The sequence below is a fragment of the Stutzerimonas kunmingensis genome, assembly GCF_900114065.1.
GTDB classification, from domain to species: domain Bacteria; phylum Pseudomonadota; class Gammaproteobacteria; order Pseudomonadales; family Pseudomonadaceae; genus Stutzerimonas; species Stutzerimonas kunmingensis.
The window spans coordinates 738960-756905 of the sequence record NZ_FORS01000001.1 but is presented as its reverse complement, the minus strand read 5'-3'; the positions used below and the strand labels follow the sequence as shown (position 1 = coordinate 756905).

Sequence of the window (17946 nt, the reverse complement as noted above, 5' to 3'; positions counted from 1 at the left end):
GATGACCCTCAGCCAGCGGCAGCCACTCGACCGGCAGGGCTGAACGATTTTCGCGGCACGCCAGTCGTACCCCAAGACGCACGGACAGCGCATACCAACGCCCAAACCGTGAGGCCGCCATGAGCGAAAATTCTTCAGCCGCAGGCCAGACCTGCACCATCAGCCTGGAGCTGAACGGCGAACGCCGTGAGCTCCAGGTGCAACCCTGGACCACCTTGCTCGACCTGCTGCGCGACCAGCTCGGCCTGACCGGCACCAAGAAAGGCTGCGATCACGGCCAGTGCGGTGCCTGCACGGTGCTGCTCGACGGCCGGCGTATCAACAGCTGCCTGACCCTGGCGGTGATGCACGACGGCGCCAGCCTGACCACCATCGAAGGCCTGGCCAGCGATGCGACGCTGCATCCGCTGCAGGCTGCGTTCGTCAAGCACGATGCCTTCCAGTGCGGCTACTGCACGCCGGGGCAGATCTGCTCGGCGGCCGGGCTAGTAGCGGAGAACCGTGCCAGCAGCCGCGACGAGATTCGCGAACACATGAGCGGCAACCTCTGCCGCTGCGGCGCCTATCCCAACATCCTCGCCGCCATCGAGGACGCACTGCCGACGCTGCGCGGCCAGGAGGGTGCGCAATGACGCCGTTCAGCTATCAGCGCCCCGAACGTATCGACCAGGCCATCGCCCTGCACGGGCCGCAGAGCCGCTACATCGCCGGCGGCACCAACCTGCTCGACCTGATGAAAGAGAATGTGCTGCAACCCGGCCAGCTCATCGACATCAACGGCCTGCCGCTGCGCGAGATCGAGCAGACCGCCGAGGGCGGCCTGCGCATCGGTGCGCTGGTTAGCAACGCCGACCTGGCCTGGCACCCGCAGATCGAACAGCGCTATCCGCTGCTGAGCAAGGCGATTCTCGCCGGGGCTTCGCCGCAGCTGCGCAATATGGCCAGCACCGGCGGCAACCTGCTGCAACGCACCCGTTGCTACTACTTCTACGACACCGCCACGCCCTGCAACAAGCGCGAGCCGGGCTCCGGTTGCAGTGCGCGTGACGGGCGCAATCGCATCCACGCGATTCTCGGTGCCAGCGAACACTGCGTCGCCGTGCATCCGTCGGACATGTGCGTGGCGCTGGCGGCGCTGGATGCCCGGGTGCATGTGGAGGGGCCGCACGGCAAGCGACGCCTGGAACTGGTGGACTTCCACCGCCTGCCCGGCGACCAGCCGCAGCAGGACAACGTACTCGTCGAGGGCGAGCTGATCACCGCCATCGAGCTGCCGGTGGAAGGTTTTGCCAGCCACTGCGCCTATCTCAAGGTGCGTGACCGCGCCTCCTACGCCTTCGCCCTGGTGTCCGTCGCGGCGGCGCTGGAGATGGATGGCGACATCATTCGCCGCGGGCGTATCGCGCTCGGTGGCGTGGCGCACAAACCCTGGCGCCTGGAGGAGGCCGAAGAACTGCTCAGCGGCAAGCGTGCCGAATCCGAATGTTTCGCCGCGGCGGCCGATCGCCTGCTGCAAGGTGCGCAACCGCTTGCCGACAATGCCTTCAAGATCGACCTGGCCCATCGCGCCATCGTGCGCGCGCTCACCGAAGCCGCCGGAGGAACCGTCCGATGAACAGCGCCAACTCTCCACTGGGCAAGCCGCTGGACCGCGTCGACGGCCCGCTCAAGGTCACCGGCAAGGCCTGCTATGCCGCCGAAGCCGAGGTGCCGGGGCTGCTCTACGGCGCGGTGGTCTCGAGCCGCATCGCCCGTGGCCGAGTCACGCACATCGATGCCGCCGCGGCCGAGGCACTGCCCGGCGTGCGCCTGGTGCTGACCCATCAGAACCGCCCGCCGGTGGCCAGCTACGACGAGCCCTACGAGGACGACGATGCCGCCGACGGCTCGCCGTTCCGCCCGCTGTACAACGACCGCGTGCTCTACAGCGGCCAGCCGCTGGCGCTGGTCGTCGCCGAGACCCAGGCGCTGGCGCGCCACGCCGCGAGCCTGGTGCGCATCGAATACGACGTCGAGGCGCACCAGACCGATCTGCAGGTCGTGCGCGACCAGGCCCACGATGCGCCTGCCGAGCTGCCCGAGCCGCGTGGTGATTTCGACTCGGCGTTCTCGGCGGCGGCAAAGCGCATCGACCGTGAGTACGAAACCCCGGTGGAACACCACAACCCCATGGAGCCGCATGCTTCCATCGTCCAGTACCAGCCGGGCGGGGAGCTGCTGATCCACGACAAGACCCAGGGCGTGCAGAACTGCCAACGCTACCTGGAACAGGTGTTCGACATGCAGGGCAAAATCCGCGTGCTGTCGCCCTTCGTCGGCGGTGCCTTCGGCTCCGGCCTGCGCCCGCAATACCAGCTGCCGCTGGCGGTGATGGCCGCGCTCAAGCTCAAGGCCGCGGTGCGCGTCGAGCTGACCCGCCAGCAGATGTTCACCTTCGGCTATCGCCCGCGGACCGTCCAGCAGCTCAAGCTCGCCGCCGATGGCGAAGGGCGGTTGCAGGCCATCGAGCACAGGGCCATCGGCCAGACCTCGCGTTTCGAGGACTTCACCGAGCACGAGGTGGAGTGGTCCGGCATGCTCTACGCCTGCGACAACGTGCGCCTCGGCTACCGTCTGGCACCGCTGGACGTCTATACCCCGCTGGACATGCGCGCTCCGGGGGCGACCATCGGCGTCTATGCGCTGGAGTGCGCGATGGACGAACTGGCGTATGAAGTCGGTATCGATCCGCTGGAGCTACGCCTGCGCAACTACACCGACATCAACGGCAACGAGGGCAAGCGCTATTCCAGCAAGGAGCTGCGTGCCTGCTACCAGCAGGGCGCCGAGCGCTTCGGCTGGTCGCGGCGCCCGGCGCAGCCACGCAGCCTGCGCGACGGTCATCAGCTGGTCGGCATGGGCATGGCCACTGGGGTCTGGGAGGCGATGCAGATGCCAGCCTCCGCTCGCGCCTGTCTCGACGCGGACGGAAGGCTGCTGGTAACCAGCGCCACCGCCGACATCGGCACCGGCACCTACACCGCGATGACCCAGATCGCCGCCGACGCGATGGGCCTGCCAATGAGCGAGGTGGAATTCCGTCTCGGCGACTCCAGCCTGCCGCAGGCGCCGCTGGAAGGCGGTTCGGCCACCGTGTCATCGGTGGGCAGCGCCGTGCAGCGCGCCTGCGCCGGCCTGCGGCAGAAGCTGCTGGACGCCGTGCAGCAGTCGCCGGCCTCGCCGTTCACCGGGGCGAGTCTGGACGCGGTGGAGTTCGTCGATGGGCAGCTGCGGCTGAAAACCGGCGAACATGCCGTGGCGCTGCGCGACATCGTCCAGGTCAGCGGGGCGCTGGACGCTGAAGCCAGCGTCAAGCCCGACGAGAAGCGCGACGCCTGGGCGACCGCGACCCATTCGGCGGTGTTCGTCGAGGTGCGCGTCGATGAGGACCTTGGCACCATCAAGGTCAGCCGTGTGGTCAGCGCGATCGCCGCTGGACGGATCGTCAACCCGAAGACGGCCGGCAACCAGATCGTCGGCGGCGTGGTATGGGGCATCGGCCAGGCGCTGCACGAGGAGACGCTGATCGACCACCGGCTCGGCCGCTACATGAACCACAACCTTGCCGAGTACCACATCCCGGTGAACGCGGACATTCCCGAGATCGACGTGATCTTCGTCGAGGAACACGACGAGATCGTCAACGACCTGGGGTCCAAAGGCGTGGGCGAGATCGGCATTGTCGGCGTGGCGGCGGCGGTGGCCAATGCGATCTACAACGCGACGGGCAAACGCGTGCGGGATCTGCCGATCACCCTGGACAAGGTGCTGTAACGCGCCTTCGACGGCGGCTGCGATGTCCGTACGGTTGGTGGGCTCCCGCCAACCGCCCCTGCGCCAGGGCACAGAACCTGTTGTCGGCCGGCTTAGCCACGTGGTGTGCTGGTTTGCCGATCACGCATCCGGCAAAAGGCCCCGTTCGGCAAACACCGCCTTGACCGTGTGCATGCCGTTGAGCGCGGCCGGGAAGCCGGCGTAAACCGCCATCTGAATGACCACCTCGACGATCTGTTCCGGCGTGCAGCCGACGTTCAGCGCGCCGTGAGCGTGCACGGCCAACTGCGGTTGGCAGTGGCCGAGCGCGGTAAGCGCCGCCACGGTTGCCAGCTCACGCTGGGCCAGGTCGAGGCCGGGGCGCTGGTAGATGTCACCGAAGGGAAATTCGATCACGTAGCGCGCCAGGTCCGGCGCAATGGCTTGCAGGCTGTCGATGACCTTGCGCCCGGCCTCGCCGTCGATCTCGTCGAGCTTGGCCAGGCCTTCGGTATAGCGGGCTGATACAGACATGGAGCGTTCCTCTCAATAGGTCAGAGGAAAGCCTGCGGGTTGGAGTCGACTCCAGGTCAAGCGGAAGTTTGCTGGCGATACAGCGCGATCTTCGCCCGCAGCGCGTCGAGATGCTGATGGTCGCGCTGGATGCGTTCGTGCAGCCTGGCAGCATGCTGCTCGAGCAGCGCCTGACGTGCCGCAAGGGTTGCGTCGCCACATTCGCGCAGTTCGGCATAGCGGATGATGTCGTCCAGCGCCATGCCGGTGTCTTTCAGGCGCAGGATGAAGCTGATCCACTCCAGGTCGCGTGGGCCATAGACGCGATAGCCGCTTGCATCGCGGCTGACATGCCGTAGCAGGCCGATCTTTTCGTAGTAGCGCAGCGTATCGGCGGACAGGCCGCAGCGCGCGGCGAACTGCCGGATGCTGAGGCGGACCGGCGCCTCGCTCATGCCTTGATCGACCGCAGAATGACGAACTTCGGTGTGGCGGCCACCTGCTCGGCGTTGCCGAACAAGCGCTTGAGCTTGAGGTGATAGCCAAGGTGGCGATTGCCGACGATCCACAGCTCGCCGCCCTTGGCCAGTGCCGTCTTGGCCTGGGTGAACATGCGCCAGGCGAGGAAATCGCCGACCACCTGCTGCTGGTGGAACGGCGGATTGCACAGCACCAGGTCCAGCGAGGCAGGCGGTTGCTCAGCCAGGCCGTCGCCGGCGCGAATCTCGACCGGACGCTGACCGTGGATTGCCTGCCAGTTCTCGCGCGCCGACTGCACCGCCATGTAGCTCTCGTCCACCAGTGTCAGTTCCGCCTGCGGGTTGCCCAGCGCGTAGACGATGCCGAGCACACCGTTGCCGCAGCCGAGATCGGCGACGCGCAGCGCACCGAGTGCCTGCGGCAGATGTGGCAGGAAGGCGCGGGTGCCGATATCGAGGCCTTCGCGGCAGAACAGGTTGGCGTGGTTGAGCAGTTCGAGCTTCGGCTGATCGAGCTGGTAGCGGGTAGGGTAGGGTGACTGCGGCGCCGGTTTCGCGCTCGGCGTTGCGCTGAGCAGACGTGCCTTCTTCACCGCCAGCGAGGCCTGCACCGGGCCGATGTACTGCTCCAGCAGATCACCGGCGGCGCGCGGCAGGTGCTTGATCATCGCCGCAGCGATCACCTGCGCGCCGGGCGCCAGCTGGCCGCGCAGGCGGATCAGCTGTTCTTCCAGCAGGGCAAGGGTTTTCGGTACGCGAATCAGCACCCGGTCGAACGGGCCCTGGGTGACCTCGCTGGCAGGTACGAAGCGCACGCGCTCGGCGGGCAGCTCGTTACGTGCCAGGTTCTTTTGCAATGCCAGGTGGCCGAGGTGCGAGTCGCCGCTGCTGGTGACCGCGACGTGTGCGGCCAGCGAGCAAGCCAGGGCGCCGAAGCTGTCATTGAGGATCAGCACTCGCGTGGCCGCTGGAAATCCCTGCTCATGCAGCTGGGCCAGCAGGTATTCGTCGGCGGCATCGAAGGCCTGCAGCGGCTCGTTGGGCTGCTCCGGCTGACGGATCAGATCGAGGCTTGCATAGGGGGTATCGAGAATAGGCATGAGAACTGGCGGTGTTTGTCGGCTGCGTAAAGGAGTATCAAGGACCCATGCGGGCGCTGCGTGCAGTGGGCCCGAAGATGCCCGGAGGGAGCGAAGTATGACCGCCAGCGAAGAGAAGTTCACCCGCCAGCGCCTGCTAGAGGTGCAGACGCTGACGCCTAACCTGTTCACCCTGCGTACCAGCCGCGATCCCGGTTTTCGCTTCACCGCCGGGCAGTTCGCCCGCCTCGGTGTGCGCAAGCCAAGCGGCTGCATCGTCTGGCGCGCCTATTCCATGGTCTCGGCGCCGCACGACGAGTTTCTCGATTTCTTTTCCATTGTCGTGCCGGACGGCGAATTCACCAGCGAGCTGAGCCGGTTGGCAGTCGGCGACGAGCTGCTGGTGGACAAGCAGGCCTTCGGCTTTCTCACCCTCGATCGCTTTCCCGACGGCCGCGACCTCTGGCTGCTGGCAACTGGCACCGGGATCGCGCCGTTCCTTTCGATCCTGCAGGACTTCGAGGCCTGGCAGCGCTTCGAGCGCATCATTCTGGTCTACAGCGTGCGCGAGGCGCGTGAGCTGGCCTATCAGCAGCTGATCGCCGAACTGCCGCAACGCGACTACCTGGATGGTCTGGGCTCGAAGCTGCTGTACCTGCCGGTGGTAACGCGCGAACAGATACCCGGTGCGCTGCACGGACGCATCACCACGCTGATCGAGAACGGCGAACTGGAGCGCGCCGCCGATCTGCAGCTGACGCCCGAGCATTCGCGGATCATGCTCTGCGGCAACCCGCAGATGATCGAGGACACCCGAGCGGTGCTGAAAGCGCGTGATCTGAACCTGGCGATGACGCGCAGGCCCGGCCAGGTGGCGGTGGAGAACTACTGGTAGGCGATTGCCGCGCGGAGTCTCGCGCAACAAAACAAAAGCCCCCGCCGGACGATCCGACGGGGGCTTTGTCTTTCTGGCTGAGGCTTGGCGGCGGGCGCAGCCGTTACACGACGCCCTGGGCCAGCATGGCATCGGCAACCTTGACGAAGCCGGCGATGTTGGCGCCCTTCACGTAATTGATCCGACCGTTTTCCTCGCCGTGGGCGACGCAGGCGTGGTGGATCGACTGCATGATGCCGTGCAGCTTGGTGTCCACCTCACCGGCGGTCCAGTGCAGGCGCATGGCGTTCTGGCTCATCTCCAGTCCGCTACAGGCCACACCACCGGCGTTGGATGCCTTGCCCGGTGCGTAGAGGATGCCGGCCTCGAGGAACAGGTCGACGGCTTCCAGGGTCGACGGCATGTTCGCGCCTTCGGCCACACAGATGCAGCCGTTCTTCAGCAGCGCGCGGGCGTCTTCGCCATCCAGTTCGTTCTGCGTGGCGCAAGGCAGGGCGATATCGCACGGCAGGCTCCACGGACGCTGATCGGCCAGGTAGGTGACGCCGAAGTGCGTGCCCATCTCCTCGAGGCGACCGCGACGGACGTTCTTCAGGTCCATCAGGTATGTCCACTGCTCGGCGGTCATGCCGTCCGCGAAGTGCAGGGTGCCGCCCGAGTCGGACAGCGAGACGACCCGGCCACCCAGTTCCATGACTTTCTGCGCCGCGTACTGCGCGACGTTGCCGGAACCGGAGATCGCCACGCGCTTGCCGTCGAAGCTGCTGTGGCTGCTCTTGAGCATTTCCTCGGCGAAGTACACGCAGCCGTAGCCGGTGGCTTCCGGGCGAATCAGGCTGCCGCCATAGGCCAGGCCCTTGCCGGTCAGGACGGAGGTGAACTGGTTGGACAGGCGCTTGTACTGGCCGAAGAGGAAGCCGATCTCGCGGCCGCCGACGCCGATGTCACCGGCCGGCACGTCGAGATCCGCGCCGATGTGGCGGTACAGCTCGGTCATGAACGACTGGCAGAAGCGCATCACTTCGTTGTCACTCTTGCCCTTGGGGTTGAAGTCCGAGCCACCCTTGCCGCCGCCCATGGGCAGCGAAGTCAGGGAGTTCTTGAAGACCTGTTCGAAGGCGAGGAACTTGAGGACGCCGATGTTCACCGACGGATGGAAGCGCAGACCACCTTTGTATGGGCCAATGGCGCTGTTCATCTGGATGCGGAAGCCGCGATTGACCTGCACACGGCCCTGATCGTCGACCCAGGGCACGCGGAAGATGATCGAGCGCTCCGGCTCGACCATGCGTTCGATAATGCCGGCCTGCATGTAATGCGGATGGGCTTCGAGGAAGGGCCAGAGGCTGCGAACCACTTCTTCCACCGCCTGGTGGAACTCGGGTTGGTGGGGGTCGCGTTGCTTCAACCGCGCGAGAAAGGCATCAACGGTTTCGATCATCAGGTAGGCCCTCGGCGACCGCGTGTCGGCAGTCATTAATAATTTTGGCCGGCGACTGTAGCAAACCTGATTTGCACCGCGGAAGTGCGATATGAGTCTGGCATGCCGCCAAATGGTGCGTTTGAGGGTTGTGGTGCTGAAGGTCTCGGCTCCGCGCGTGGCGTCTGGTTTCTATGTTTCCCGATGCTTCAGACTTCACAGGGCGGAGGCGTTGCTCGATTTGCACGGAATTGGAGCGATGGGTGCGTCATTCTTGTGCCAGGTGGGGTGATGGCTAGTCGGCCAGCTCACAGCGATTGCGACCACTGCGCTTGGCTCTCAGCAGCGCGATGTCGGCGCGGTTGATGGTGCTCGAGTAGGTTTCGTCGGCGCGCAGCTCGGCGATACCCATGCTGGCGGTTACCCCGAGCAGGTCATCGTTTACCCGCACGCCGAGCGCGGCAATGCTGTCGCCAAGACGGCGTATCACCGTGCAGGCCATTTCGGCGCTGCTCTCCGGCATCAGGATGAGGAACTCCTCGCCGCCCCAGCGACCGCAGAGGTCGTGCTCGCGAATCTCCGATTCCATGACGCGCACCACTTCGATGAGCACGCGGTCGCCGACTTCGTGGCCGTATTCGTCGTTGATGACCTTGAAACGGTCGATGTCCAGCATGACCACGGCCAGCGGGCGGCCGTAGCGTTTGGCGCGCTCGCTTTCCTCACGCAGGCGCTCGGTCAGCAGGCGGCGGTTGGCGATGCCGGTCAGGGTGTCGAGGGTCGAGGCCTCGCGCAGCGAGGCATTCAGGTCCTGCATCATCATCTGGTAGCGATCGGAGATGCGTGCGACCTTTTCCAGCTGGCGCAACTGCTTGTCGAAGCGCGCCGAAAGGCTCAGTTCGCGCTCGCGGGCGATGCTCTGGTAGCCGTCCGATACGCGGGCGATGCGTTCGATTCGGCCAAGCAGGTCATGGTGCGCTCCCCACAGCTGGCTCAGCGCTTCCTTCAGCGGGTGCCCCTCGAACTGCGGATCGGCGAGGAGATTGATGACCTCTTGCTCTAGCGGCGATGGCCCACGCATATCGACCTTCTGTCAGTCGTGACTCTGGATGGAAAAGGGGAAGGTGCAGTCTTCCTTGAACTCTTCGGCCAACTCCACGACGCGCTCGTTGCGGATGTCGTAGTACCAGTTGACCGCGACCTGCCGGCCTTCCTGATAGGCGGCTTCGAGCAGGTCGAAGATGTCCATCATCGCCTTGATGCTGCTGGTGTTCAGGTACAGCAGGCGCAGTTCGAGGCTGAGCGGATGTGCGGCTTCGCCGAGGAAGCGCTCGATCCATTCGTAGACCTGGTGGAACAGCTCGTAGGAGTTTTCCGGGTACGAGTCGCCCTGCATCGAGACGATGCCCTTTTCCCAGTCGGACTGGATGGCGGGAGTGGACTGGCTACCGGGGATTGAAAAATCGTTCATGGGGATGCTCTTGAGTTTCAGATGACGGCGCTCAGGCTGATGAAGGAAAGCTCGTCGGAGACCGGCTGCAACGAAGCCTTGAGCGGCTCGCTGGACTTGCGGGCAATATCGATCAGGCCGAGTCCGGCGCCGGTTGCCACGTGTTCGTCACGCGGCCTGCGCAATTGTTCCTTGTACAGGGCCTTGAGGCCGGCCTTGTCCTTTTTTGCCAGTTCGGCGACGGCGGTAAGCAGTTGCTGGCCGTCGGCGGTTTCGATCAGGTTGCCGGCCGAAACCACGTAGCGGCCCTGGTCATCGCGTGCGACCACGACTGTGGCGCCGGCCTGCTGATCGGACCAGTTCTTTTCGCGGGTGTAGTGGCGAATGTTCTGCGTCATCTCGATGTACACGGCGAACACGTCCATGGCCGAGGACGGGTGCGCCTGTTCTTCGCTCATGTAATTGCGCAGGGCATTGCCGATCTCTTCGATCAGGCTGCGGGAGATGGGGCCGTTGAAGCACAGCATGATCTGTTGCTGGTTGTAGCATTCGCGCATCGCGAACATGTCAATGGGGGCCATGGCCAACTCCCTGTCTCAATCGAAGCGGAAACATAACATCGTGATGTCATCGCGCTGTGGGAATTCACCCTGATAGCGCGCCAGTGCGAGGCTGAAGGCTTCGCCCTGTTCGGCCAGGGGAAGCCGTGCATGCTCGCGGATCATGCTGGCGAAGCGGCTGTTGCCAAAGCCGAACCCGTCGTCGCCGCCGGCCTGGTCGAGGAAACCGTCGGTGGTCATGTAGAAGGTCCGCCCCGGTTGCAGGTTGACGCTGGTGTTGCGGTAGTCGCCGATGCGTTTATCGCCGATGGCGCGCCGCGCTGCCTTGATCTCGTGCACCTCTTCGCCATCACAGTAGTACAACGCAATCTTCGCGCCGGAATAATGCACCTTGCGCTGGCGCAAATCGACATAGGCGAGGCCGATATCCATGTTGGTCGCCAGGGCATGGGAGTCCTGCTCTTCGCGCAGCATGTTGCGCACGATCGCATCGGTACGCGCGAGCGCGGCGGCGGGGTCGTCCAGACCGGTCGCGCCGAGCGCCTGATCGATGGCGGCGTGGGCCAGCATCGTCATCAACGCGCCGGGCACGCCGTGACCCGCGCAGTCGACGATTCCGAACAGGCAGCCATGCTCGTCGGCGCGATACACATAGAAGTCGCCGCCGACGACATCACGTGGCCGCCAGAGCACCGCATGACGATCGCCCATGGCGGTGACCAGTTGCCGGTTGGGCAGGATCGAGCGCTGGATAAGGCTGGCGTAGTCGATCGAGTCGTCGATCTTCTTGTGCGCGGCGGCCATTTCCAGGTTGGCCTGTTCCAGGTCGCGGGTGCGCTCACGCACACGATTCTCCAGCTCGCTGGTGTGGCTGCGAACCTGCTGCGCCATGGCACCGAAGGCTGCGCTGAGTTCGCCGATCTCGTCCTGCCGGTGCAGGGGCAGGGGGGCATCGTACTGTCCCGCAGCCAGGGCCTGGGCGCTGCGTCTCAGCTGGCGCAGCGGTTTGAGCACACGTTTCTCGACCAGCCAGGCACCACCACCGATCAGCAGCAGGAACAGCACCAGAAACAGGGCGATGGCCGGCAGCAGCGGACGCACCTCGACGACCTGTGCGGTGCCCAGGTCCACGGCGCTGGCGACGAACCACTGCAGCTCGGGAATCCAGCTCAGCGCCAGCAAGCGGGGCGCGCCATCCAGGGTGACGCGCAACGTCGCCACCGTGCCGGGGTTCTCGCGGCTTTCCGCCATGGTCTGACGCACTGCCGAGGCCGCGCCGAGGTCGTCGAGCTGGCCGAGGATACTCGTCGACAAGGAGCGTCCACGCGCGGTTTCGGCGTTGAGCGTGACCAGATTCTGATTAGGATGAACGAGGATGGAGCCGTAGGCATCGAGCACCATCGACTCGACGCCGACCTTGTTCGCCTCGATGAAGTCATCCAGAAACGCCTGCAGGCTGATGCCGGAACCGACCAGGCCCAGGCGTCGATCGCCGTCACGCACCTGCACGTTGAACCACACCTTGAGCTCCTCGGTGACCACCGAGCGGTCGACGTTGATGGCGTAGGGGGTATCGGCCTGCAGTGTCTGGAAGAACCATTCGTCGCGCGGGGCGTCTGGGGCCATCACATAGCGAGGCGCATCGCTGGGTGGCTGGTCGGGTCCGTTCGAGTAGTAGCCGTTGCTGCTCGCCGAGGCGGCGAAGTAGGCGTGGTCGCCGAAGGCCTGCTGGTAGCCGGCCGCTTCCTGGAAAAAGATCTTGCGCTTGGCCGGGTCCTGCTCGTCGTTCAACCAGGCCAGCGTCAGCTGCGAAGCCGCCAGCCGTTGAGCCAGTGCCAGTTCGCGTGAAACCGGTGCGAACAGGCGTTCGCGGTTGAGTTGGACCACATTGCGCGCATAGGCCTCGCCGAAGCGACTCTGCACGCCGAGCAACGCCTCTCGGCCAATGAAACCGGCAAAGACGAAAGCAAGCAGGCAACTGAGCAACAATGCCAGCAGTGATTTGCCGCGCAGTCCAAGTGCCGCCATGCGAATTGTCCTTTGTCGGTCGCGGGGGTCGGCATGGTGCGATTGCCGCGCCTGCCGGAGGGATCAGTAATTCACGCAGGCGGCATTGTGCCACTATTTGTGGGTGCTTTCTCTAGACACGACAACGGAGCCTGTCCGGCTCCGTTGTTGTGATCTACCGCTTACTGCGCCAGCTTCTTGTACTTGACGCGGTGTGGCTGGGAGGCCGCGTCACCGAGGCGCTTCTTGCGATCGGCTTCATACTCGGTGTAGTTGCCTTCGAAGAACACGACACCGCCATCGTCCTCGTAGGAGAGGATGTGGGTGGCGACGCGGTCGAGGAACCAGCGGTCGTGGGAGATCACGATGGCCGAGCCGGGGAAGTCCAGCAGTGCCTCTTCCAGCGAGCGCAGGGTTTCCACGTCGAGGTCGTTGGATGGTTCGTCGAGCAGCAGCACGTTGGCGCCCTGCTTGAGGGTCAGCGCCAGGTGCAGACGACCGCGCTCACCGCCGGAGAGATCCTTGACGAACTTCTGCTGGTCGGCGTCCTTGAAGTTGAAGCGGCCAACGTAACCGCGCGATGGCACCTCGTAGTTGCCGATGCGAATCTGGTCCAAGCCATCGGAGACCGCTTCCCATACGGTCTTGCCACCGTCCAGGTCGTCGCGGCTCTGGTCCACGCAGGCCAACTGCACGGTATCGCCGATTTCGATGCTGCCGGAATCCGGTGTTTCCTTGCCCATCAGCATGCGGAACAGGGTCGACTTACCGGCACCGTTGCCACCGATCACGCCAACGATGGCGCCTTTCGGCACGCTGAAGGAGAGGTCGTCGATTAGTACGCGGTCGCCATAGCCCTTGGTGACGTTCTTGAATTCGATGACCTTGTCGCCCAGGCGCGGGCCGGCCGGGATGTAGATCTCGTTGGTCTCGGCGCGTTTCTGGAATTCCTGCGACTGCATTTCCTCGAAGCGCTGCAGGCGAGCCTTGGATTTGGACTGGCGGGCCTTGGCGCCTTTACGTACCCATTCCAGTTCTTCCTTCATGGCCTTTTCATGGGCCGACTGCTGCTTGGATTCCTGCGCGAGACGCGCCGATTTGGCTTCCAGCCAGCCGGAATAGTTGCCTTCGTACGGGATGCCCGCGCCGCGGTCGAGTTCGAGGATCCAGCCGGCGACGTTGTCGAGGAAGTAACGATCGTGGGTGATCGCCACCACGGTGCCGGGGAAGTCGTGGAGGAAGCGCTCCAGCCAGGCCACCGAGTCGGCGTCCAGGTGGTTGGTCGGTTCGTCCAGCAGCAGCATGTCCGGGGCCGACAGCAGCAGGCGGCAGAGGGCGACGCGGCGCTTCTCGCCGCCGGACAGGTGCGCGACCTTGGCATCCCAGGCCGGCAGACGCAGTGCATCTGCGGCGACCTCCAGCTGGCGCTCCAGGTTATGGCCGTCGGATGCCTGCAGGATCGCTTCGAGCTTGGCCTGCTCGGCAGCCAGCGCATCGAAATCGGCGTCCGGCTCGGCATAGGCGGCGTAGACAGCATCCAGGCGGGCCTGGGCGTCCTTGATCACGCCAACCGCCTCCTCGACGACTTCGCGCACGGTCTTTTCCGGATCGAGCTGCGGTTCCTGCGGCAGGTAGCCGACATTGATGCCCGGCATGGCGCGGGCCTCGCCGTCGAACTCGGTGTCGACGCCGGCCATGATACGCAGCAGGGTGGATTTACCCGCGCCGTTCAGGCCGAGCACGCCGATCTTGGCGCCGGGGAAGAACGACAGGGAGATGTTCTTGAGGATCTCACGCTTCGGCGGAACGACCTTGCTCAGCCGGTGCATGGTGTAGACGTATTGAGCCATGGAAACGAATGCCCGTGACAGTGGTGAATGATGCCTGACCCAGGCCGTGGGGGGCCGAAAATGGGGTGGCATGGAAAGGGCGCAAAGCTACCCGAATGCACCGGTCAGGGCAAACCGCGACAGTGCGCCGTCGCGGCTGCGGAAGCGGCGGCTGTTCATCTTGTGCATGACTATCGCTCATACCCGCAACCGGTCGGATGAGGTAGAATCCGCGCCTCTCTTTTATACCGCCAGCTGATCTCAGAGGACTGCCATGTTCAGCCGTGATTTGACCCTCGCCCGTTTCGACGCCGATCTCTTCGCTGCCATGGAGCAGGAAGCCAAGCGTCAGGAAGACCACATCGAGCTGATCGCCTCGGAGAACTACACCAGCCCGGCGGTGATGGAAGCCCAGGGTTCGGTGCTCACCAACAAGTACGCCGAAGGCTATCCGGGCAAGCGCTACTACGGCGGTTGCGAGTACGTCGACGTGGTCGAGCAGCTGGCCATCGATCGCGCCAAGGAACTGTTCGGCGCCGACTACGCCAACGTCCAGCCGCATGCTGGCTCTCAAGCCAACAGCGCCGTCTACCTCGCGCTTTTGCAGGCCGGTGACACCATCCTCGGCATGAGCCTGGCCCACGGCGGCCACCTCACCCACGGCGCCAGCGTTTCCTCCTCCGGCAAGCTGTACAACGCCGTGCAGTACGGCATCAACGACCAGGGCCTGATCGACTATGACGAAGTCGAGCGCCTGGCCGTCGAGCACAAGCCGAAGATGATCGTTGCCGGTTTCTCCGCCTATTCGCAGATCCTGGACTTCGCCCGTTTTCGCGAAATCGCTGATAAGGTCGGTGCCTACCTGTTCGTCGACATGGCTCACGTGGCCGGTCTGGTTGCCGCAGGCGTTTACCCGAACCCGGTTCCGTTCGCTGACGTCGTCACCACCACCACCCACAAGACCCTGCGCGGCCCCCGCGGCGGCCTGATCCTGGCGCGTGCCAACGCCGAGATCGAGAAGAAGCTCAACTCTGCCGTGTTCCCCGGTGCCCAGGGTGGCCCGCTGGAGCACGTCATCGCCGCCAAGGCTGTGTGCTTCAAGGAAGCGCTGCAGCCTGAGTTCAAGGCCTATCAGCAGCAGGTGGTGAAAAACGCTCAGGCCATGGCCGACGTGTTCATCCAGCGCGGCTTCGACGTGGTGTCCGGTGGTACTCAGAACCACCTGTTCCTGCTCAGCCTGATCAAGCAGGACATCACCGGCAAGGATGCTGACGCTGCCCTGGGCAACGCCCACATCACCGTGAACAAGAACAGCGTGCCGAACGACCCGCGTTCGCCGTTCGTGACGTCCGGTCTGCGCATCGGCACCCCGGCCGTCACCACTCGCGGCTTCGGGGAGACCGAGTGCCGCGACCTGGCCGGCTGGATCTGCGACATCCTCGACAACATGGGCGACGAGTCGGTGATCGAAGCGGTTCGTGGCAAGGTCGAAGCGGTCTGCGCCAAGTTCCCGGTATACGGCAACTAAAAACGTTACATCGCTGCATCGAAAGCCCGCGAAAGCGGGCTTTTTGCTGTCTGGCGGTTGTCGCGACACATCTTCCTGATCCCCGGCGACGCGTCGCGCTAGACTGCCGTGTCCTGTTCCTCCGGAGTCCGAAATGTTCAAGCGCGCCACGGGTGTAATCCTTCCGCCACCGGTCATCTATCTGCTGTTTCTCGCGGCAGCCTGGCTGCTGGAGTCGGTGTTGCCTATCGCCTTGCCGCGCAATCTCTGGACTCACTACCTGGGCTGGGGGCTGATCGACGCGGGCGTGTTGCTGATGCTCTGGGCCGGTTTGCTGATGCTCTGGCGCAGGACCACGGTCAATCCCTACGGCAAGCCCGCGAAGCTGCTGGAAGAGGGGCCGTTCGGTTTCTCGCGCAACCCGATCTATCTGGCCGACAGCCTGATCTACTGTGGCATCGCGCTGCTCTGGGGCACGCTGTGGCCCTGGCTGTTGCTGCCCGCCCTGATCTTCACCATGCAGCGCGCCGTGATCGTGCACGAGGAGCGCTTGCTGACCCAGCTGTTTGGCGACGACTATCTGGCGTACTGTGGACGGGTGCGCCGCTGGTTGTAACGGCGATGTCGAGAGTTGTTGTCCTATAGTGAATTCAGACACCGCGGAGTGATGTTCATGACTGATTCCCCCAGTGATCGCCGGCGCTTCCAGCGTATCGAGTTCGATGCCGCCACTGAGTTGGTGCAGGGTGACCGGCGCTGGCCGGTCGAGCTGCATGACCTGTCCCTGAAAGGCCTGCTGGTTCGCCGCCCGGAAGGCTGGGATGCCGATGCTGAACAGTCGTTCGAAGCGCGGGTGCGCCTGGCCGATGATGCCGAGTTGCGCATGGAGGTGGCGATGACCCATGAAGAGGGCGATCTGATCGGCTTCGTCTGCCAGCATATCGATCTCGACTCGATCGCCCACCTGCGGCGCCTGGTCGAACTCAACCTCGGCGACGAGGCACTGCTGGAACGCGAGCTGGCCGCACTTGGCGGCCAGTAACGATCACTCGAACAGCGCGTCGAGCGCCTGCTCCAGGCGCGTCACGGCGATGATCTGCAAACCGGCGGGGGCCTCCTTCGGCGCATTGCCCTTGGGCACGATGGCGCGCTTGAAGCCGTGCTTGGCGGCCTCCTTCAGACGCTCCTGACCACTTGGCACCGGGCGGATCTCGCCCGACAGGCCCACTTCACCGAATACCAGCAGATCGGTATCCAGCGGCCGGTTGCGCAGGCTGGAGATCACCGCGGCCATCAGCGCCAGGTCCGCCGCGGTTTCCAGCACCTTCACGCCGCCGACCACGTTGATGAAAACGTCCTGATCGTAGGTGGGAATGCTGCCATGCCGATGCAGTACGGCCAGCAGCATGGCCAGACGGTTCTGATCCAGGCCCAGGGTGACGCGGCGCGGGTTGGCCAGGTGGCTGGTGTCCACCAGCGCCTGCACCTCCACCAGCATGGGGCGGGTGCCTTCCCAGGTGGCCATGACCACGCTGCCGGGCACCGCTTCCTGAGCGCGGGTGAGGAAGATCGCCGAGGGGTTGGTGACTTCCTTCAGGCCCTTGTCGGTCATGCCGAAAACACCGAGCTCGTTGACCGCGCCGAAGCGGTTCTTCACTGCGCGCAAGAGGCGCAGGCGACCGTCGGACTCGCCCTCGAAATACAGCACCGTATCGACCATGTGCTCAAGCACGCGCGGGCCGGCCAGTGCACCTTCCTTGGTCACGTGGCCGACGAGGAAGATTGCCGTGCCGCTCTGCTTGGCGAAGCGGACCAGCAGCGCCGCGCTCTCGCGCACCTGAGCCACACCGCCCGGCGCGGACTGCAGCTGCTCGGTGAAGATGGTCTGGATCGAGTCGATCACCATCACCTTGGGCTTTTCCAGCCGCGCGGTAGCGATGATTGATTCGATGCAGGTCTCGGTCATCACCTTGAGCCGGTCCTGCGGCAGGTCCAGACGACGCGCACGCATGGCCACCTGCTGCTGGGATTCTTCACCGGTGACGTAGAGTGCCGGATACTGCTGGGCGATGGCGCAGAGGGTCTGCAGCAGGATCGTCGACTTGCCGATACCCGGATCACCGCCGATCAGCACTACCGAGCCGTCCACCAGCCCCCCTCCGAGTACGCGATCCAGCTCGCCGGAAGCGGTGGAAAAGCGCGGTACTTCCTCGACGCTGACCTCGGCGAGCGTCCTGATGTTGGCCTGCTCCCCGGCCCAGCCTGCGCGGCCGGATGGCGGTGCCGCACCCTCGATGATCGTTTCCACCAGCGTATTCCAGGCGCCACAGTCACCGCACTGGCCGGCCCATTTCGGGAAGGTCGAGCCGCATTCGGTGCAGCCATACATGCGCTTGGCCTTGGCCATGGGAAACT

Annotated in this window: 17 protein-coding genes; 7 read left to right on the top strand and 10 right to left on the bottom strand. The window is 64.7% G+C overall.

The genetic code is table 11. The annotated features are described in order from the left end of the window. Positions 1-119 precede the first annotated feature (119 nt). Genes BM275_RS03780 through BM275_RS03770 form a run of 3 tightly spaced genes read left to right on the top strand, consistent with a single transcriptional unit; the run spans position 120 to position 3813 of the window. On the top strand, positions 120-632 hold the full coding sequence (locus BM275_RS03780; protein ID WP_090519354.1) for a (2Fe-2S)-binding protein: 513 nt from the start codon (positions 120-122) through the stop codon (positions 630-632). After that, a complete protein-coding gene (locus BM275_RS03775) occupies positions 629-1615 on the top strand; it encodes an FAD binding domain-containing protein (RefSeq protein ID WP_090519353.1) in 987 nt (328 codons plus the stop codon). The genes BM275_RS03780 and BM275_RS03775 overlap by 4 nt, the downstream gene beginning before the upstream one ends. Further along, positions 1612-3813: a xanthine dehydrogenase family protein molybdopterin-binding subunit gene (locus tag BM275_RS03770; protein ID WP_090519352.1), complete on the top strand. Its 2202-nt coding sequence runs from the start codon at positions 1612-1614 to the stop codon at positions 3811-3813. The genes BM275_RS03775 and BM275_RS03770 overlap by 4 nt, the downstream gene beginning before the upstream one ends. Positions 3814-3933: 120 nt before the next feature. On the opposite strand, the gene BM275_RS03765 is transcribed toward BM275_RS03770, so the two are convergent. The 3 genes from BM275_RS03765 to BM275_RS03755 are packed head-to-tail and all read right to left on the bottom strand — an operon-like array spanning position 3934 to position 5884. Then, on the bottom strand, positions 3934-4326 hold the full coding sequence (locus BM275_RS03765; protein WP_090519351.1) for a carboxymuconolactone decarboxylase family protein: 393 nt from the start codon (positions 4324-4326) through the stop codon (positions 3934-3936). A 56-nt stretch (positions 4327-4382) separates the two neighbouring features. After that, positions 4383-4760, bottom strand: coding sequence for a MerR family transcriptional regulator (locus BM275_RS03760; RefSeq protein ID WP_090519349.1), 378 nt, complete (start codon positions 4758-4760; stop codon positions 4383-4385). Continuing rightward, positions 4757-5884, bottom strand: a complete 1128-nt coding sequence (locus tag BM275_RS03755) for a methyltransferase (protein WP_090519347.1) — start codon at positions 5882-5884, stop codon at positions 4757-4759. Before BM275_RS03755 ends, BM275_RS03760 begins: the two co-directional genes overlap by 4 nt. Positions 5885-5981: 97 nt before the next feature. On the opposite strand from BM275_RS03755, the gene BM275_RS03750 reads away from it, so the two are divergent. Then, complete coding sequence (locus BM275_RS03750) at positions 5982-6758, top strand: ferredoxin--NADP reductase (protein ID WP_014821468.1); 777 nt, start codon at positions 5982-5984, stop codon at positions 6756-6758. 103 nt (positions 6759-6861) lie between these two features. Here BM275_RS03750 and gdhA read toward each other — a convergent pair whose 3' ends face one another. The 6 genes from gdhA to ettA all read right to left on the bottom strand — a co-directional run bounded on the left by gdhA (position 6862) and on the right by ettA (position 14045). After that, complete coding sequence (gene gdhA / locus BM275_RS03745) at positions 6862-8199, bottom strand: NADP-specific glutamate dehydrogenase (protein WP_014821467.1); 1338 nt, start codon at positions 8197-8199, stop codon at positions 6862-6864. A 274-nt stretch (positions 8200-8473) separates the two neighbouring features. Next, positions 8474-9259, bottom strand: coding sequence for a biofilm regulation diguanylate cyclase SiaD (siaD, locus tag BM275_RS03740; protein ID WP_090519346.1), 786 nt, complete (start codon positions 9257-9259; stop codon positions 8474-8476). 12 nt (positions 9260-9271) lie between these two features. Further along, complete coding sequence (gene siaC / locus BM275_RS03735; RefSeq protein ID WP_090519344.1) at positions 9272-9649, bottom strand: biofilm regulation phosphoprotein SiaC; 378 nt, start codon at positions 9647-9649, stop codon at positions 9272-9274. Positions 9650-9666: 17 nt separating this feature from the next. Next, positions 9667-10209, bottom strand: coding sequence for a biofilm regulation protein kinase SiaB (siaB, locus tag BM275_RS03730; RefSeq protein ID WP_046617862.1), 543 nt, complete (start codon positions 10207-10209; stop codon positions 9667-9669). A gap of 15 nt (positions 10210-10224) precedes the next feature. Beyond that, the gene (siaA, locus tag BM275_RS03725; RefSeq protein WP_090519343.1) at positions 10225-12216 is read right to left on the bottom strand and encodes a biofilm regulation protein phosphatase SiaA; all 1992 of its coding nucleotides are present in this window, start codon (positions 12214-12216) and stop codon (positions 10225-10227) included. A gap of 161 nt (positions 12217-12377) precedes the next feature. Further along, complete coding sequence (ettA, locus tag BM275_RS03720; protein WP_090519341.1) at positions 12378-14045, bottom strand: energy-dependent translational throttle protein EttA; 1668 nt, start codon at positions 14043-14045, stop codon at positions 12378-12380. A 253-nt stretch (positions 14046-14298) separates the two neighbouring features. Here ettA and glyA point away from each other — a divergent pair, with 253 nt between their 5' ends. The 3 genes from glyA (at position 14299) to BM275_RS03700 (ending at position 16573) form a co-directional block, all read left to right on the top strand. Then, a complete protein-coding gene (glyA, locus tag BM275_RS03710; protein WP_090519339.1) occupies positions 14299-15552 on the top strand; it encodes a serine hydroxymethyltransferase in 1254 nt (417 codons plus the stop codon). Positions 15553-15685: 133 nt separating this feature from the next. Then, complete coding sequence (locus tag BM275_RS03705; protein WP_042927725.1) at positions 15686-16147, top strand: methyltransferase family protein; 462 nt, start codon at positions 15686-15688, stop codon at positions 16145-16147. A 57-nt stretch (positions 16148-16204) separates the two neighbouring features. Continuing rightward, positions 16205-16573 carry a PilZ domain-containing protein gene (locus BM275_RS03700; RefSeq protein ID WP_090519337.1) on the top strand — a complete coding sequence of 123 codons (369 nt, stop codon included), beginning with the start codon at positions 16205-16207 and terminating at the stop codon, positions 16571-16573. Between the two features lie 3 nt (positions 16574-16576). Here the strand turns inward: BM275_RS03700 and radA are convergent, their stop codons facing one another. Beyond that, on the bottom strand, positions 16577-17938 hold the full coding sequence (gene radA / locus BM275_RS03695; protein ID WP_041014892.1) for a DNA repair protein RadA: 1362 nt from the start codon (positions 17936-17938) through the stop codon (positions 16577-16579). Between the last annotated feature and the right edge of the window lie 8 nt (positions 17939-17946).

Coding starts and splice junctions, on each gene's coding strand:
- BM275_RS03775 (WP_090519353.1), top strand. CDS start 629: ATGACGCCGTTCAGCTATCAGCGCCCCGAACGTATCGACCAGGCCATC.
- ettA (WP_090519341.1), bottom strand. CDS start 14,045: ATGGCTCAATACGTCTACACCATGCACCGGCTGAGCAAGGTCGTTCCG.
- BM275_RS03755 (WP_090519347.1), bottom strand. CDS start 5,884: ATGCCTATTCTCGATACCCCCTATGCAAGCCTCGATCTGATCCGTCAG.
- BM275_RS03760 (WP_090519349.1), bottom strand. CDS start 4,760: ATGAGCGAGGCGCCGGTCCGCCTCAGCATCCGGCAGTTCGCCGCGCGC.
- siaC (WP_090519344.1), bottom strand. CDS start 9,649: ATGAACGATTTTTCAATCCCCGGTAGCCAGTCCACTCCCGCCATCCAG.
- glyA (WP_090519339.1), top strand. CDS start 14,299: ATGTTCAGCCGTGATTTGACCCTCGCCCGTTTCGACGCCGATCTCTTC.
- BM275_RS03780 (WP_090519354.1), top strand. CDS start 120: ATGAGCGAAAATTCTTCAGCCGCAGGCCAGACCTGCACCATCAGCCTG.
- BM275_RS03750 (WP_014821468.1), top strand. CDS start 5,982: ATGACCGCCAGCGAAGAGAAGTTCACCCGCCAGCGCCTGCTAGAGGTG.
- siaB (WP_046617862.1), bottom strand. CDS start 10,209: ATGGCCCCCATTGACATGTTCGCGATGCGCGAATGCTACAACCAGCAA.
- BM275_RS03770 (WP_090519352.1), top strand. CDS start 1,612: ATGAACAGCGCCAACTCTCCACTGGGCAAGCCGCTGGACCGCGTCGAC.
- siaA (WP_090519343.1), bottom strand. CDS start 12,216: ATGGCGGCACTTGGACTGCGCGGCAAATCACTGCTGGCATTGTTGCTC.
- BM275_RS03765 (WP_090519351.1), bottom strand. CDS start 4,326: ATGTCTGTATCAGCCCGCTATACCGAAGGCCTGGCCAAGCTCGACGAG.
- siaD (WP_090519346.1), bottom strand. CDS start 9,259: ATGCGTGGGCCATCGCCGCTAGAGCAAGAGGTCATCAATCTCCTCGCC.
- gdhA (WP_014821467.1), bottom strand. CDS start 8,199: ATGATCGAAACCGTTGATGCCTTTCTCGCGCGGTTGAAGCAACGCGAC.
- BM275_RS03705 (WP_042927725.1), top strand. CDS start 15,686: ATGTTCAAGCGCGCCACGGGTGTAATCCTTCCGCCACCGGTCATCTAT.
- BM275_RS03700 (WP_090519337.1), top strand. CDS start 16,205: ATGACTGATTCCCCCAGTGATCGCCGGCGCTTCCAGCGTATCGAGTTC.
- radA (WP_041014892.1), bottom strand. CDS start 17,938: ATGGCCAAGGCCAAGCGCATGTATGGCTGCACCGAATGCGGCTCGACC.